Annotated in this window: 17 protein-coding genes; 11 read left to right on the top strand and 6 right to left on the bottom strand. The window is 34.8% G+C overall.

Features of this window, described 5'->3' with window-relative positions; genetic code table 11:
* Nucleotides 1–381: 381 nt before the first annotated feature.
* From IPI65_19060 to IPI65_19045, 4 genes are all read right to left on the bottom strand, one after another.
* Nucleotides 382–510: a transposase gene (locus tag IPI65_19060; GenBank protein MBK7443527.1), complete on the bottom strand. Its 129-nt coding sequence runs from the start codon at nt 508–510 to the stop codon at nt 382–384.
* 151 nt (nt 511–661) lie between these two features.
* The gene (locus IPI65_19055) at nt 662–985 is read right to left on the bottom strand and encodes a transposase (GenBank protein ID MBK7443526.1); all 324 of its coding nucleotides are present in this window, start codon (nt 983–985) and stop codon (nt 662–664) included.
* 36 nt (nt 986–1,021) lie between these two features.
* Nucleotides 1,022–1,351, bottom strand: a complete 330-nt coding sequence (locus IPI65_19050; GenBank protein MBK7443525.1) for a DUF4372 domain-containing protein — start codon at nt 1,349–1,351, stop codon at nt 1,022–1,024.
* A 339-nt stretch (nt 1,352–1,690) separates the two neighbouring features.
* Complete coding sequence (locus IPI65_19045; protein MBK7443524.1) at nt 1,691–2,281, bottom strand: YihA family ribosome biogenesis GTP-binding protein; 591 nt, start codon at nt 2,279–2,281, stop codon at nt 1,691–1,693.
* Between the two features lie 92 nt (nt 2,282–2,373).
* Between IPI65_19045 and ubiE the strand changes: the two genes are divergently transcribed.
* Nucleotides 2,374–3,099, top strand: a complete 726-nt coding sequence (ubiE, locus tag IPI65_19040; protein ID MBK7443523.1) for a bifunctional demethylmenaquinone methyltransferase/2-methoxy-6-polyprenyl-1,4-benzoquinol methylase UbiE — start codon at nt 2,374–2,376, stop codon at nt 3,097–3,099.
* A gap of 44 nt (nt 3,100–3,143) precedes the next feature.
* Nucleotides 3,144–3,776, top strand: a complete 633-nt coding sequence (locus tag IPI65_19035) for an outer membrane beta-barrel protein (GenBank protein MBK7443522.1) — start codon at nt 3,144–3,146, stop codon at nt 3,774–3,776.
* A 359-nt stretch (nt 3,777–4,135) separates the two neighbouring features.
* Here IPI65_19035 and IPI65_19030 read toward each other — a convergent pair whose 3' ends face one another.
* On the bottom strand, nt 4,136–5,452 hold the full coding sequence (locus IPI65_19030) for a DEAD/DEAH box helicase (protein ID MBK7443521.1): 1,317 nt from the start codon (nt 5,450–5,452) through the stop codon (nt 4,136–4,138).
* Nucleotides 5,453–6,213: 761 nt separating this feature from the next.
* On the opposite strand from IPI65_19030, the gene IPI65_19025 reads away from it, so the two are divergent.
* The 8 genes from IPI65_19025 to IPI65_18990 all read left to right on the top strand — a co-directional run bounded on the left by IPI65_19025 (nt 6,214) and on the right by IPI65_18990 (nt 11,693).
* Nucleotides 6,214–6,513 (top strand): hypothetical protein, encoded by a 300-nt coding sequence (locus IPI65_19025; protein MBK7443520.1) that lies wholly within the window; start codon nt 6,214–6,216, stop codon nt 6,511–6,513.
* 39 nt (nt 6,514–6,552) lie between these two features.
* A complete protein-coding gene (locus tag IPI65_19020; protein ID MBK7443519.1) occupies nt 6,553–7,167 on the top strand; it encodes a hypothetical protein in 615 nt (204 codons plus the stop codon).
* 4 nt (nt 7,168–7,171) lie between these two features.
* A complete protein-coding gene (locus IPI65_19015) occupies nt 7,172–7,798 on the top strand; it encodes a hypothetical protein (GenBank protein ID MBK7443518.1) in 627 nt (208 codons plus the stop codon).
* 142 nt (nt 7,799–7,940) lie between these two features.
* Nucleotides 7,941–8,642: a hypothetical protein gene (locus IPI65_19010; GenBank protein ID MBK7443517.1), complete on the top strand. Its 702-nt coding sequence runs from the start codon at nt 7,941–7,943 to the stop codon at nt 8,640–8,642.
* Nucleotides 8,643–8,737: 95 nt separating this feature from the next.
* The gene (locus IPI65_19005) at nt 8,738–9,091 is read left to right on the top strand and encodes a hypothetical protein (protein MBK7443516.1); all 354 of its coding nucleotides are present in this window, start codon (nt 8,738–8,740) and stop codon (nt 9,089–9,091) included.
* Nucleotides 9,092–9,501: 410 nt separating this feature from the next.
* Nucleotides 9,502–10,014, top strand: coding sequence for a DUF4304 domain-containing protein (locus IPI65_19000; protein MBK7443515.1), 513 nt, complete (start codon nt 9,502–9,504; stop codon nt 10,012–10,014).
* A gap of 153 nt (nt 10,015–10,167) precedes the next feature.
* On the top strand, nt 10,168–10,599 hold the full coding sequence (locus IPI65_18995; protein ID MBK7443514.1) for a hypothetical protein: 432 nt from the start codon (nt 10,168–10,170) through the stop codon (nt 10,597–10,599).
* A 308-nt stretch (nt 10,600–10,907) separates the two neighbouring features.
* Nucleotides 10,908–11,693 (top strand): hypothetical protein, encoded by a 786-nt coding sequence (locus IPI65_18990; protein ID MBK7443513.1) that lies wholly within the window; start codon nt 10,908–10,910, stop codon nt 11,691–11,693.
* Nucleotides 11,694–12,299: 606 nt separating this feature from the next.
* Here the strand turns inward: IPI65_18990 and IPI65_18985 are convergent.
* Nucleotides 12,300–13,208: a T9SS type A sorting domain-containing protein gene (locus IPI65_18985; protein ID MBK7443512.1), complete on the bottom strand. Its 909-nt coding sequence runs from the start codon at nt 13,206–13,208 to the stop codon at nt 12,300–12,302.
* Nucleotides 13,209–13,368: 160 nt separating this feature from the next.
* On the opposite strand from IPI65_18985, the gene IPI65_18980 reads away from it, so the two are divergent.
* A complete protein-coding gene (locus IPI65_18980; protein ID MBK7443511.1) occupies nt 13,369–15,525 on the top strand; it encodes a S9 family peptidase in 2,157 nt (718 codons plus the stop codon).
* Nucleotides 15,526–15,619: the final 94 nt, after the last annotated feature.

Here is a 15,619-nt window from a genome sequence, read left to right as displayed (position 1 = left end):
AAACTTATTGCTCAAAATCGGCTGTTCCATTAGCACATTAGCACATCACTGTTGTCCGGTAAAACTCATATGATTTTACGAAGTTGTTTATTTACGGTGGTTTTAGGTTGCAGATAGTTGCTTTTTCAAGGTGAAGCCCTTAGGAAGTTAAAAGACAGTTGTGGTGATGGTGGTTTATAAATGCTAAGCATTTTTTCGGGGTCGATTAAAAAATCAATGATGTTAAAATAGTTCATCAGATGTTGCCTAATCATGCCTGATATTGTAGAATAAGCCCAATGCTTATTTCCTGTTTGGTTAACTGTTCTTGTATTATTCTCACTAATAAATCACATATCAAAGTTGCCCATATTTGTATTTCTATTGCATTGGGATTATCGCCTAAAAATATTTTAATGGATAACGTTGTTTTATGCGCTTGAATAATGTTTCAATTTGCCATCTGCGCTTATACAAGTCTGCAATGACTTCCGGATCGCTAGTGTAATCATTACAAACAAATTGAAACATGCGTTGCTTTCCTCATCCCAAAATTCAACTACTCGGGCTTTAATTAAGGGGATTTTTTTTCGATTACTTGGCCGACCTAATTCCACATAATTATCAGAGCGGACACCTGAGTCATAGGCTGCTTCCGACACAGGGCTGTGCACCAGCACTTTTACAGAAGCATCCCTTTAAGTCGGCTTACCCATCTAATACCGTGATTACCCCATTCAGCGAACTGCTTGTAATTGGTGTAGGCTTTATCAAACAACACAGTAGAGTTATCAGGCACTTTAAGTTGGTGTAAGAAAGTTAAATCATGTTCTTTGGCTTCACTAATAAAAACAAATGCAGGTAAATCATGCTTGGCATTTATCATCATGTGCGCTTTAACACCACCCTTCTTTTTTCCATTTTGTTTAGCGGTACCGGCACCGCGCATCACTGAATTAAAGAGACTAAATGTTGTTGAATCGATGATAAATAAGTCATCATCGATATTTAATGGACGGCTGTCGGTAAACCGAAATAGGTATCATAAAGCATGTGATACACACTTTCGAAGAATTTGGCAGGACGGCGTTGATTTGCTTCTGATAACGGCTCTTTTTGGTGTATCCAGCAACCCTAAATGATTGAGTTTATTTAGGCCGTAACCCTGCATTCCTGTAGTGATTTCACGCAAATTGGTGGCATTGAAAAATGCACCATATAACATCGTGATCAAATGGTCATATGCCATAAATTTCTTGCAATATCGATTTGCATTATGCAGTTTAGACAAACGCTCGATTTGTGCCCGGGGTATTAAAGAAAGTAGTTGATTGAATACCGGCTGTCCGGTAAAAAAAGTACCTTTGCGCATAAGTTTAGTTTTTGGTCGCAAATCAAAACTAACACTTATTGGGAGTTCTTCGGAGCTCCCTTTTTATTTATAATTATTTTTTACCGGACACCAGTGATCAGCACATTAGCACATCAGCACATTTATGCCGGTGCTTTCTCACATTAAAATACCATATCGTTAGCTCCGAATGTAAATCCTACTCAAAATCGGCTGTTCCATTGGTACATCGGTACATTCGCACATTAAATAAGCCTCCGAATAAACTTTTTGCTCAAAATCGGCTGTTAATCAGCACATTAGCACATTAGCACATCAGCACATTAGCACATTAACAAAACACGCCTACTTCGAAAAATGTCAATCCAGCAACACTTTATCTAAATAAGCCAGCACCTCATCCCTACCAACCCTCGTCTCAGCAGACGTCACAAACATTTCAGGCAACGTTTCCCAGCTTTCTGAGAGTTTTTGTTTGTAGGCTTCGATGTTGCCTTTGATATCTTTTTTGCGGCGGTCGGATTTGGTGAAGGCGATGCAGAAGGGGATGCGTTCTTCGCCTAGCCAATCGGTGAATTCTAAATCTATTTTTTGAGGTGGAATACAGGAGTCCACAAGCTGAAACACGCAGCGCATCTGAGGTCTGAACTTTAGGTAGTCGGCAATCATACCTTCAAACTGCTCGCGCTGGGCTTTGGAAACCTTTGCAAAGCCGTAGCCCGGTAAATCGACCAAGTTCCAGGTATCGTTGATGAGGAAAAAATTGATAGTTTGCGTTTTTCCCGGTCTGGCACTGGTTTTTGCCAAGTGCTGATGGTTGGTCAGCATATTGATGAGCGACGATTTACCCACATTCGAACGACCGATAAATGCGAACTCGGGCATGTCCTTTTCGGGACATTTTTTATAATCCGGAAAACTTCCTGTGTAATTAGCTGTTTTAAATATCACCCTGCAAAAATACAGTTTCGAACGCCGGTATGGTATAAGTTAACACCGCTTTCGGCGCAGAACATATTTATTCATGCTAAATTTGCACCCAGATGTCAGAAAGTGTTACACCCTATAAATCCGATTCTTCGAAAAAAGAGCAGGTGAAGTCCATGTTCAACAACATCGCCGGCCGCTACGATTTTCTGAACCGGGTGTTATCGTTGCGTATCGATGTGTTGTGGCGCAATAAGGCCATCAAAAAACTGAAACAATATCACCCCAACAATATTTTAGATGTTGCCTGCGGAACAGGCGATTTCACCATTGCCGCACTTAAAACCGGCGCAAAAAAAGTAACCGGTGTCGATATTTCGGTGCAGATGCTGGAAGTGGGCATTAAAAAAATCAACAACATAAATTTAAACGATAAAATTGTTTTGCTGGAAGGCGATTCTGAGCACCTGCTATTTGAAACAAATACATTTGATGCCTGCACTGTTGCCTTTGGTGTCCGCAATTTCGAAAACCTGCAATTGGGATTAAACGAAATTTATCGCGTGTTGCAACCGGGAGCACCAATTGTGATTTTAGAATTTTCCAGACCTTCGGCTTTTCCGTTTAAACAGTTGTATAATTTTTATTTCAGTACAATACTTCCCGCAATAGGGCGTTTAGTAAGCGGTGATTCACGCGCATACACATATTTATTCGAATCGGTAAAAGTATTTCCCGAAGGCGAAAAGTTTATTCATTTTTTAAAAACAGCAGGATTCAAAAATTGCACCTGTAAAAGACTTAGTTTGGGTATATGCTCGCTATATATTGCAGAAAAATAATTTTAATTGCGTTTATAATTTTGCCTTTGGTAACCAAGGCTCAAATGAATGCCCAGGAATACGAAAGCCGATTTTCGCTAAACCCTTATCATTTCGGTATTGCACTGGCATATAATACTTCCGATTTCAAAATTTCCATGAGCGATCAGTTTATTAATCACGATTCGGTAATGGTGGTTGAATCTACAAATGGTCCCGGATTTAATTTAGGAATTATTACCAATTTGCGATTGGGAAAATATTTTGATTTACGTTTTGTCCCATCTTTATCTTTTGCAGAAAAAAATTTGAATTACACTTATCGCGATGAAAGCACTGCTTTTCAAACATTGGAATCATTATATCTCGACATGCCTTTTGATGTTAAATTTAAAAGTGCTGCGTATAAAGATATGAAGGTGTATGTGGTTGGTGGAATTAAATATTGTTACGATTTCAGCTCCAATGCCGATGCCCGCAACGCAGAAGGTTTGGTAAAAATAAAAGCAAACGACCTCGCGGTAAATTGCGGGTTCGGATTTGAATTTTATTTTCCTTATTTTATTTTTTCTCCGGAAATAAAATTATCTAATGGATTACTGAATCTACATCAGGTTGACCCGGTTCTTCAGGAAAGTAATGTGATGGATAAGTTGTTCAGCAGGACATTGTTGTTCACCATACACATTGAAGGATAAGGGAACCGACCCCGCCTGATTTGGGCGGTTTTTTTAATTTTTTTTTTTTTTTATTTATGGGGGGGGGGGGGCGCCCCCCGTTTTTTTGGGGGGTGTTTTGGTGGGGGGGCGCGAAACCCCCGGGGGGGGGGGGGTTTTTTGGCGGGAAAAAAATGAATTTTTAAAAAAAATTTTTAAATATTTCCCCCTGGCGGGGCCGCTATTTTATTGGTGTGTGAAAGGAACACAGATTTAACGGATTAAACAGATTTAGACGGATTTTTTTGAGTTGTTATAATTCCTTTTATATTATTAATTAATCCGTTTTAATCCGTCCCGATAGCTATCGGGATCAGTTCGATCTGCGTTCCATTTTAAAATTATCTACTTCCTTTCAGGTTAACTGTAATTCGCCCTGAACTGCTTCCCGTATTTTCACTGCGTTTTTCGCGGTGTTTTTTGAATTTATCGGGTTTGAAACGTCTTGCTTTGGATGGGTCCACAACACTGCGGCGTTCTCTGTTTGCAGGCCGTTCCTCTTCAGTTTTTGTCTGCGGAATTACCATTTGTTTGTAATCAGGATGATCCGTTTTTACGGTAATTGTTTTACCAATTAAGCGCTGAATATCACGCAGGTATGGACGTTCCTCTTCTTCACAAAAAGCAATCGCAACACCGGTAGATCCGGCACGACCTGTCCGGCCGATACGATGCACATATGTTTCCGGAATATTCGGCAATTCGTAATTAATTACATAAGCTAATTCTTCCACATCAATTCCGCGCGCTGCAATATCTGTTGCAACCAACACACGCGTTTCACCGGCTTTAAAACTGCTTAATGCTGTTTGTCGGTTGTTTTGCGATTTATTTCCATGTATTGCGGCTGCTTTAATTCCTGAGCGGACTAAATCTTTACACACCTTATCGGCACCATGTTTTGTTCTGGTAAAAACCAATACACTTTTTATCGATTTATCTAATAATAAATGATGTAATAAAGCGCGTTTATTTGTTTTGCTGACAAAATATACCGATTGGTCTATTATTTCAACTGTAGATGAAACGGGCGTTACCGCAACTTTCACCGGATTGTGTAATAATGAATTTGCGAGTGCTGAAATTTCATGCGGCATAGTTGCAGAAAAAAACAGTGTTTGTTTTTTCGCAGGTAATTTCGCGACAACTTTTTTTACGTCATGAATAAATCCCATATCCAACATACGGTCAGCTTCGTCGAGTACAAAAATTTCAACCTTATCTATGCGCACAAATCCCTGATTCATTAAATCCAGTAATCGTCCGGGAGTTGCAATTAATATGTCGATACCCCTGCGCAGCTGTTGCGTTTGCGCGTGTTGCGATACACCACCAAAAATTACGGTATGCGATAATCCGGTGTATTTACCATAAGCGGTAAAACTTTCACCAATTTGAATCGCCAATTCGCGTGTTGGTGTTAAAATCAGGGAGCGAATTACGCGGTGATTATCATGTTTTTTTGCAGCTAAAATTTGTAATACCGGAATGGCAAATGCTGCAGTTTTTCCGGTGCCTGTTTGTGCACAACCTAATAAATCTTTGTGCTCTAATGCGGCAGGTATGGCTTGTTCCTGAATAGGAGTAGGGCGCTCATAACCTTCCTGTTTTAATGCCCTCATGATTGGCTCAATGAGCAATAATTTGTCAAACGACATGTAATAATAAAATTTGTATAAGGAGGGAAATGTTACAGATGCATATTTGCGAATGCTTTAATGCAGTGTTCTTCTCTAAGTCTTTAACGCCTTACTGATTAAAATAAAAGCTTTTGAGTTTTAATACTTTGTATTTCGTAATGAACACACCTCAGAAACAGTATTATCGCAAAAGCAGTGCAAAGGTACAAATAATTTACCACATTTTATAATTCCCGCCCCAAACCCAACATCCATGAGCATTCTGATTGAAAATCAAATTAAACAGCTATAAAATCATAATAAAAAATTGGAGCATCAACATCGCGTTTCCAAATCACATTCGCTTCCGGCTTTCTGCTCCAAGCTCCCTGAAAAAGGGAGGCTTTACGCTTCAATCCGGGCTATAAAAACATAAGAGTTTCATAATAAACTTTAAATGCAATCTCTAGCGAACATTCCGGCTGTTCAATCAGCACATTAGCACATTAATTTCCGGGCTATGGGAACTTATGAGTTTCATATTAACCTTTTAAATTATTGTATAAAATAAATGCTTCGCTTTACAGGATATTTTGTTCGAGATGAAGATGTAAAAGTTACACAAACCCCGATAGAAAAAATCGGGGCGCAAAAAAATGCACACGAAAGGCGCAGAGGGCTTTTGGGTTAAAATAATTTATTATTTTTGATTGGGTAAGTTGAACGCTCGCATAAATATTTTTTTTAACTAATAAATTTAACAACCCATTTACATAATGAAAACCGCAAAATACCTATTCATGTCATTGCCATTTACAGTTGTATTGTCTATTGCATTGCTATCTAATGTAAATATTGAACAGGAAACCCATAAAGATTGTGTGCCTGATGAGCAGACTGCAATAAAGATAGCAGAGGCAGTTTGGTATCCCTTGTATGGTGATGACATTTACGATGAAAAACCTTATAATGTCATTTTGGAGGATGGATTTTGGATAGTTACTGGTTCATTACCGGATTCAACTTGGTATGGGGGCACTGCCTATATAAAATTTAAGAAGTCTGATTGTCAGGTGGTGAATGTTTACCATACAAAATAAACTTAATTAAGCAATTATTTGATTTTATATTTGATTCGTTTGTTTAAACCAATGCCTAACCAGCATATGACACCTAAACTGCAAACATTTAATTCTAAACTAAAACACAAAGGACTTTTCCCATTGTTTGTTTTAGCTTGCCTATTAGCATTTACGTTATATGATGCGATATTCAATGGTTTTCATTTGTTGCAGCAGCATTATTTTGCAGCCGGATTATTTGTTTTGTGTTTGATTATTTACTTTATTAAAAGAGAGGTTTATATTATTTGTATTATAACCACGCTTATTTTATTTCTATTTAATCTTGTTGTATTTACCAAAGGATTTTACTTGTTTAAACTCAGAATAAGCCTGTTACAATTAAATTTTCAACCACATGCGCTTATACTGCTTGTGTTAACCATAGCCCTTTACAGTAAACAAGTTTACGAGTTTATACAATTTATGTTTAATTCAAAGCTTTCGCCGGAAGAAAAAGAAAAACAGAATTCCATTGCGTACGCACAAGGGGTTGTAAAATTTAAAGAACAATATAAGCGTTATTCAACAGAACAGCTAACCTCAATCGTTCTGGAAAACACTTTTGTTCCGGAAGCTGTGGAGGCTGCGAGGCTAATTCTTGAGGAAAGGAGTAAGTTTAACAATTTTTAAAAACATGAAATACATTTTCCCTATAATCCTTATCCTAATTTTAATTAATGCAAGTAATTCGTTTACTCAAAACGTTACAATCACTTATGGAGATACTTCATACATGGATAGAACCTGGTTTGTAAAGGAAAAAACCTATGAGGATACTGCAAAATATACAATCAAAGGTAAATTTCTAAATAAAAACTATTTTGTTGTTTCAGAAGACAAAATGGATACGTTTATGATTATTACTGATAGTATTTCAAGTTTCTTTTCGGATGAGGGAGTATTGAATTTACAAACATTGAAATACAAAGGACAGTATTATGCTGATATCAATTATGAGTTTCATTATGCTATAACTACTGAGGTGATTGCAAAAAGAATTATAATAAGTCACCCTTCTACTGAAAGTGATTGTATGACCTATTTTTTTGACTTTGATGATAATTGGAAATTGATAAAATATTTTACATGGACTACTACAGCCGTATATTTTGTTAATTTAAATCCAAATTTTACAGAATTTGGCTCCTATTTCAAAGGAGTGAAAGATGGAGCCTGGCTTGTTTTAAATAACGGTATTGCCGACCGAATTGACGTATTTGTTCAAGGGGAGATAGTATATACTATTAGTCTCCCAAAATAGTAATTTTGGTGATGATTTTCAATTATCGTAATATTACGATTGAATTGTTTAAAATAATTATTATCACTACATCTAAATTTGGAGGCGCATATTTATTTAGATAGAATGGTAAAACTGAATTCACCCGAATGAAAAATGCATTATGAAAAATATTTCTTATTTGCTTGTATGCTTTTTAATGTTATTAGTGAGTTGCAATAACAAAGCCATTAATCTTGTTAATAATGAACTTAGTTATAATCTGCTAATTGAAGGTGATGAAATTGGGAATTACTATGATTATAGTAAAGAACAGCATAAACAGCAATTTATCCACGGCAATCAGTTTAAATACTATAAAATATTGAGTGGATTGGTATATGAATCTAATTCTTCGCTAATTTACAGAAATTTTGATAGTATTGGTGAAACAGCTACAATAAATTTCATCGATTTCTATTATCCATATAAAATTGAAGTTGATAAATTTGGGATTAATTATATTTACACATTTCAAGATTCAATAATAAAACATCGTCAGTATTCATATAGTAAAGAAAAAAATCCAAGAATTTATACCGAAAATGTTTTTACTCTTAATCCAGAAAACCCAGTTAATTTATATCAGAAACTACCGATTACAGGCTACACAGAATATACAGGTGTCGATACAATAGTTATCCTAAATAAAGTAAAATTTAATTGCTCAATTTTTTATGAAAAAGTAATTTATATGCAGCAGATCGAAAATTATCAATATACTTACATTGATAGAAAAACAGGAATTCCAGTTTTATTCCATAAATATGAATTTTGGCCAAATAATACGGAAACGAGTTATTGGCTTTTGCTAAGTAAATGGTAATTAAATTTATAAACTGCGAATAGCCGGTATAGAAATAAAAGTGCCTTGAGGAATAAGTTATTCTAATCCATTAGTGATTAGGAGGGTTAATTAAAATGGAAGAACAACTTTTTAAAAATATTTTAAAAAAATATAACATCACAGTGAACGAGATTGATTCGTTTTCTGATGACGGACTAGTAGTTGCTATGGGCTTTTATGCACATAAATTAGTCGACGACCTATTAAAAGCTAATAAAATTTCGGATCTGCAAAAACATGTTAGTTTAATAAACGAATTAAACGCATTAAATAATGATAAAATCACCAATGCGCTTGAAATTGAATTATTTACTTCCATTTATGAGGATGTCGGAGAGAATAACTATATTGCAGACAATTTAAATAAAAACGCTAAAAAATCTTATGAAGATGCTATTGAATACTGGAAAAAATTAAATAATCTTTAATTACTCTAAATATATACATAATTTGCCATTCATACTCTTTATTGTCTTAGCCTTTACCGTCAGTTGTGCTTCAACCAAAGGTATAAACACTAACCACTTGGGTACCTATTTAACTGATGATAAACAAGCGAGTATTACACTGTCAGCAGATTCAACTTTTACATATAACTATTTGAGTCATATTTCAGGTGGGGTCATGTGTTCCGGGAGTTATAAGATAATCGATAACACCATCGTTTTTAAAAGCACATATCCCGAAAGCTCGGATTCATTGGGATACCCGTTATGGTCCTTTAAACTCTGTGACACTGTAGAAATCGGGTTGTTTAAGGAAGATACCATTTTGTTTAAAAAACAAATATTTTTGAAGATAAACTAATAAAACCTTTTAATAAAGTATATTTGAATGTATGAATGAGGTTAAATTGCAAAATATACGACAAATGCTATCTGTTTTTTTTGTATCACATGGCTTTGTCCAAGCAAAAAATATTTGGTTAAAGGAAAATGAGGATACAATAATCGTTATCGAATTGCGAAAATTTACATGGAGTAAATCTTTTAGTATCGATTTTGGCATAATTATTAAAGGGTTATTGGGAACTCAAGATAAGCAACCTTCGGGATTTGACTGCCATTTGGAAAGTTCGTTAATTGGATTAATTGATGATGCAAGCATACGCGAAAAATTGATATATTGGGCATGTGACTATTCGGATATTTCTATAGATGAAGCACAAGAAAAAATAGACTTTATTATTAAATATTTTCTTCACTTTAAAATATTAGATTATTTAAATGATCGTGCTACCTTAATAGGTGTTAAAAAGCATATAATAACAAATTCCCACTATACTAAATTACAAATACGAAAATTTACAGCAGAACAATTACTTCAATTTTGTGAAAGGAATGAACAATGAAGTGTTTTGGCATCAAATTTATAAATCTAGTAGAGCAATATTTATATCTTATGTAAACAATTAAAAACGCTTGCGGAAATAGAAATTTTTATTCCAATGTATAAATTAATATATTTGTATTTAAACAATTGCCTTTAAAAAACCCAAATAACCATGAAAACTACCTTTTCTTTAGCTTGTATTTTATTGATTGCATTTTTCCTGTCCGCTTGCAATACAAACATAATTCGGGCTAATTCACCTGATGATCTAAATGATGCTAAAATGGTTATTGACTCCTTTCATAGGGCTATTAATCAACATAACACGAGTTTTAATACATTTCTACATGAAAAAATGTATTTTGAAAAACAAAAAAGTCAAATGGATTCCTCAATTGTAAGTTTATACGCCGGATTTGGGCAGTTTTTTAGTGATTCTGTTGTCCAATACAATACTGTCACCTATTCAAATAACAAAGAAAACAATAACTATACTGTTAATTTACGCTCTTGTTTTGCTACTGATACCATTTATGAACAATTTTATCTATTAACCGAGGGAGATAAACTGCGAATCGCCGGTATAGAAATAAAAGTGCCTTGAGCGATAAGTTATTCCAATCAATTGGTATTTATGAGGGAAAATTAAAATAGAAGAACAATTTTTATAATAGGACTATTTAGCAAGAGGAAGGAGTAATAAGTAGATTTGTTCACAATTAATTAGGAGAAATAATATATTATGAAAATTTCTATTTTATTTATGTTTTTTGCCTGTCAATTTACCTATGCAAATGCCCAATTCCAAGTTTCCGGTGATTCCATAGATTGCCTTGAACGATTAAAAATGAAATCCATCAGGAAATGTTAAAAAATATTAAAATTAATTACCAACAAAACTAAAGCTAGGCAATGAAACACATAGAAAAAAGATTTTTAGAGGAATATTCCAAAATCGAGTTTGAGACAAAATTCTCCAAGGAAAATATTGTAACTTTTGAAAAAGTTGGGAATGATCTGCAAAAAAAATTAGCAAAAAATAAACACGCTGAGGGATTTTTGATTATGGAAAGTGGCCATTACATTAAAAGCTTTAATCATAAAATAAACGGAAAAGATTATTTGTTTCCAATACCTGATCCAACGCTAATTTATTTTGCAGGCGCACAAGATAAATTAAGACTTCTTAAGGAGAATAAAAAACAATTATTAACAAATTTGGACCTCAACAATAAAACGGGTGAAGAAATATACACATCCTACTACCAATTTTATATAAATTCTTGTGGATGTATAATATTTTTATTTACAACCTTAGAATGTTTCATGAATTATTTAATACCAGATGATAAACTTTTTGAAAAAAAGTTGGCTAATAAAACTGAAATTTATAATAAAGACCAAATTGAACGAAATATCGCCTTTTGGGAAAAAATAAATACCGTTATACCATTTTTCACTGAGCAGGATTTTATAAAATCTCATCCAACATTTAAAATTAATTTAGAAAATTTAAAAAATATGCGTGATGATATCATACATACAAAATCAAAAGAAAATAGTTCGACAGTTGGGAACTCAATTTTAAAAAAAACATTAAATTTTAACTATGAATTAGCTATTGAATCAGTAGCTAAATATATTAATTTTTATGAACCGGATAAAATTAAGGAATGCCCATGTGATGCAAACTTTTAATTTACAATTATTTAATTATATTAAAATGCTATATTACACTTCCAAATAATCAATTCCTTATTCTAGGTTTTAACCACTTTCATGCGGTCCAACAGCTCACAAATAAATTCCAATATACTCTTACCATGGCTATCCTTAATCACAAACGAAGGTAAATTGTATATACTGTCAATTGTTACATCAGTATCTATGGAAGAATTGAAAGAAGATTATAATCTATTTGGTTAAGCAGAAAATCTAAATATTTTAAAATTAAACTCGGAACAATTGGAGAAGGATTTGATTGAATGTGGAGGTGATTTAAATAATTTAATAAAAAGTTAGAATATTAGTTTTTCATTAATGTATTGACCTATTATTCTACAATACGAGGATGCCTTACAATCTTTGCAAACACTTTAATCTTAATATTTTATTTTATAATAAACGGACTAAATGCCATTATAGCCCCGATTGAAACGGAAACAAACTAATGTGCTAATGTGCTGATGTACCGATGTGCTAATTTAATAGCCGGTTTTGATTATAACTTGGAATGACCTGTTTGTTGCAGTGGAAAGCGGGAACAGAATAAAATTGGCGTGAAAAATGTTGTTGCTTCTAATTTTAATTTGCTACGGCTAAACGGAATATTTGTTTGTTGTTGTTGTTTACTAAAATTACCAGATACATGCCTGCTGCAAGTTGATTTACCTGATATGCGGTGGTGAAATTTCCGGGTTCTGCGTTTGTTGTATTTACTAGATCGGTGATGTGCTGTCCGCTTAAATTAAATACGGATAAAATTGCCAGACCGGGCTCTGTTATTTTATAATCGATGGTGACTTGATACATGGCAGGATTGGGATATACACCTAATTCGATTTGATCCGGAATTGCCGCAACTATTGGCGGTGGAAGGGGAGTGGTGTCGAGTTGAACAATATCAATTGTTTTATAATAAAAACCCATTCCACCAACCATATATCTATCTGAATTATTTTCATCTATAATATTTACAACATCAAGCATTACTTCATTTGTAAAATCAGACAATACGGGTTCATTGTAGTTTATCATTTTGCTAACCGGAATATTAATATTTTCTGTAATTGGTATAATATCAATAGGTTTTTCTTCCGGAATTTCAAAAGTTGTAGACTCAACCTGTTCAATTACAATTTGCTGAATTTGTTTGTGCTCTTCTTCATTGCATGAAAACAACATCGGTCCAAAAACAAATAGCAGCGACATATAAAAAATAAGTGCTTTTCTTTTTTCGGGACTTGCGTTTTGCAGATTTAATTGCAGCGATGGTGCTAAAGCTTCTTTGGTAACTTTTGCACAAATGTTTTCATTGGAATGGTTTTGCAGATACTGAATTAGTTCTTGCCCGCTGAGATTACTTAAATCGTGTACAACCTTATTGCAAGAATTACAATAAGTACCTTTTTCATGCGGCAACATGTCGGTAGGGTTGGCGGTGCAAGGGTCAATTTTGGGCTGTAAAACACTGAGTTCGATTAGGGTTTTCATATGATATGCGTTTTGGCATAATTATCGTTTTTAATTTTCGGATTTGTCATACACTTGTAAAAGCAAAAAGGCTTACACAAAAATGACGTATGCCAATACTGTGCTGCCTTGGAAGGGTAGTCGCTTGTTTTTGTTATTTTCGCATTAAATATTAGCTGCAATGAAAAAACTTGTTTTATTTGCCTTTATCGCAATTTCGGGCTTGGTTTATGGTCAGTCGACCATTTCACTTGAGGATATTTGGTTGAAAAATCGTTTTTACCAAAAAGGTATCGATGATATCAGAAGTATGGCGGATGGCAGTCACTACACGGTTAACGAAGAAGGTACAGCCATTGTAAAATATGAATACGAAACCGGGAAAAAAATGGGTTCGGTGTTTAGCGTAAACCAAACGGGTGGTGCGGTGAGTCAGTTTTCGGATTATAAATTTAACGATAATGAAACTGCAGTTTTATTAACCACAATGTCGAAACCGCGATACAGAAATGCGGCTTATGAAGAAAATTATGTTTTTAATTTAAAATCGCAGAAAACAACACGTCTTTCGGAACGCGGCTTGCAGATGTATGCCACTTTTGCACCGGTTGGAAATAAGGTTGCTTATGTGGTGGACAATAATTTATTTTATAAAGACCTGGAAACGAATGATGAATTGCAGGTGACTACTGATGGTAAATGGAATTCAATAATTAATGGTGGTAGCGATTGGGTGTATGAGGAAGAATTTACCTTAGTGCGCGCATTTGAGTGGAGTCCGGATGGTAATATGCTGGCGTATTTTAAATTTGATGAATCGGATGTGCCTGAATTTGATATGACTACTTACAAGGGTCAGTTGTATCCGCAAAATTATTCGTTTAAATATCCGAAAGTTGGTGAAAAAAACAGCAAGGTGGAAATTTATGTCTACAATTTAACGACTAAAAAAACACAAAAAATAAATATCACAAAATCGTATGAATATATTCCAAGAATTAAGTGGACAAACGATTCGAAAGGATTGGTGGTATTTACGCTGAACCGTTTACAAAACGATTTGGAATTATTTATGGCTGAGCCGGCATCAGGTGTTTGCAGACCGTTTTTTCATGAAACGGATAAATATTATCTGGACATAAATGATGACCTCACTTTTTTAAATGATAATAAATCGTTTATCTGGAAAAGTGAAATGGATGGGTTTAATCACTTGTATTTATACGACATGACCGGAAAATTGCTGAATAAAATTACTTCAGGCAATTTTGAAGTTAGTGAGTTGTTGGGTGTGGATGAAAAAAATAAATTGGTGTATTACATGAGTAACGAAAGCGCTTTATATGAGCAGCAATTGTATGTAATTCAACTGGATGGAAAAAATAAAAAACAACTTACTTCGAGAGCTGGGAGTAATCGTGTGTTGTTTAGCAAGGGATTTCAATATTTTATAAATAACAATTCATCGTTTATGCAGCCTGCATATATTACGTTGTGTAATAATTCGGGAAATGTGGTGCGGGTGTTGGAGGACAACAGTGCGCTGCAGGCGGATATTAATGGCTTATCGATAAAAGCACCTGAATACATCAGTTTTACAACTGCTGATGGGGTGAAATTAAACGGTTACATAATTAAACCTTATGATTTTGATGCGAATAAAAAATATCCGGTAATTATGCGTGTATATGGCGGACCGGGTTCATTGGAAGCGAAACAGGGTTATGATGGTTTTAAGATGATGTGGCATCAGATGATGGCGCAGAAGGGGTACATTACAGTTTGTATCGATAACAGGGGCACAGCGGGCCGTGGACGCGATTTCAGACAAACTACTTATGGTCAGCTGGGGAAATATGAAACGGATGATCAGATTGAGGCTGCGAAATGGTTGAGCACATTGCCGTATATTGATGGTTCGCGTATTGGTATTTGGGGATGGAGTTACGGTGGTTATATGGCGGGTTTGTGTATTACGCGTGGTGCGGATGTGTTTAAAGCTGCTGTGAGTGTTGCGCCGGTTACGAACTGGAAGTATTATGATAATATTTATACGGAGCGGTATATGGGCACTTTGGAATCGAATCCAACAGGTTTTGATGCGAATGCACCAATGGCTTATGCGGATAAATTGAAAGGAAATTATTTATTGATTCACGGAACGGGTGACGATAATGTGCATTTTCAAAATTCTGCAGAATGGATTAATGCGCTGATTAAAAACAATAAACAATTTGATTTAATGATTTATCCCGACCGCAATCACGGCATCTCGGGCGGCAACACGCGCTATCATTTATACACTTTAATGACGGATTTTTGGATGGAAAACTTGTGAGGATGAGTAATGAGGGATGAGGGATGAGTGGTTCATCGAAAGGAAAAAATTAAGTTTATGATTTTTACTTTTTTCTTAAATTGAAATTTTTTTA

The organism is Bacteroidota bacterium, assembly GCA_016706255.1.
Classification (GTDB): domain Bacteria; phylum Bacteroidota; class Bacteroidia; order Chitinophagales; family BACL12; genus UBA7236.
Note: the sequence above shows the minus strand (reverse complement) of the source record. Positions and strands in the feature narration are given on the sequence as shown.

Bases quoted from the DNA above. Each gene is read 5' to 3' on its own strand.
- ubiE (MBK7443523.1), top strand. From the start codon at position 2,374: ATGTCAGAAAGTGTTACACCCTATAAATCCGATTCTTCGAAAAAAGAG.
- IPI65_19035 (MBK7443522.1), top strand. From the start codon at position 3,144: ATGAATGCCCAGGAATACGAAAGCCGATTTTCGCTAAACCCTTATCAT.
- IPI65_19005 (MBK7443516.1), top strand. From the start codon at position 8,738: ATGGAAGAACAACTTTTTAAAAATATTTTAAAAAAATATAACATCACA.
- IPI65_18990 (MBK7443513.1), top strand. From the start codon at position 10,908: ATGAAACACATAGAAAAAAGATTTTTAGAGGAATATTCCAAAATCGAG.
- IPI65_19025 (MBK7443520.1), top strand. From the start codon at position 6,214: ATGTCATTGCCATTTACAGTTGTATTGTCTATTGCATTGCTATCTAAT.
- IPI65_19060 (MBK7443527.1), bottom strand. From the start codon at position 510: ATGTTTCAATTTGTTTGTAATGATTACACTAGCGATCCGGAAGTCATT.
- IPI65_19010 (MBK7443517.1), top strand. From the start codon at position 7,941: ATGAAAAATATTTCTTATTTGCTTGTATGCTTTTTAATGTTATTAGTG.
- IPI65_19030 (MBK7443521.1), bottom strand. From the start codon at position 5,452: ATGTCGTTTGACAAATTATTGCTCATTGAGCCAATCATGAGGGCATTA.
- IPI65_18980 (MBK7443511.1), top strand. From the start codon at position 13,369: ATGAAAAAACTTGTTTTATTTGCCTTTATCGCAATTTCGGGCTTGGTT.
- IPI65_18985 (MBK7443512.1), bottom strand. From the start codon at position 13,208: ATGAAAACCCTAATCGAACTCAGTGTTTTACAGCCCAAAATTGACCCT.
- IPI65_19015 (MBK7443518.1), top strand. From the start codon at position 7,172: ATGAAATACATTTTCCCTATAATCCTTATCCTAATTTTAATTAATGCA.
- IPI65_19000 (MBK7443515.1), top strand. From the start codon at position 9,502: ATGAATGAGGTTAAATTGCAAAATATACGACAAATGCTATCTGTTTTT.
- IPI65_19050 (MBK7443525.1), bottom strand. From the start codon at position 1,351: ATGCGCAAAGGTACTTTTTTTACCGGACAGCCGGTATTCAATCAACTA.
- IPI65_18995 (MBK7443514.1), top strand. From the start codon at position 10,168: ATGAAAACTACCTTTTCTTTAGCTTGTATTTTATTGATTGCATTTTTC.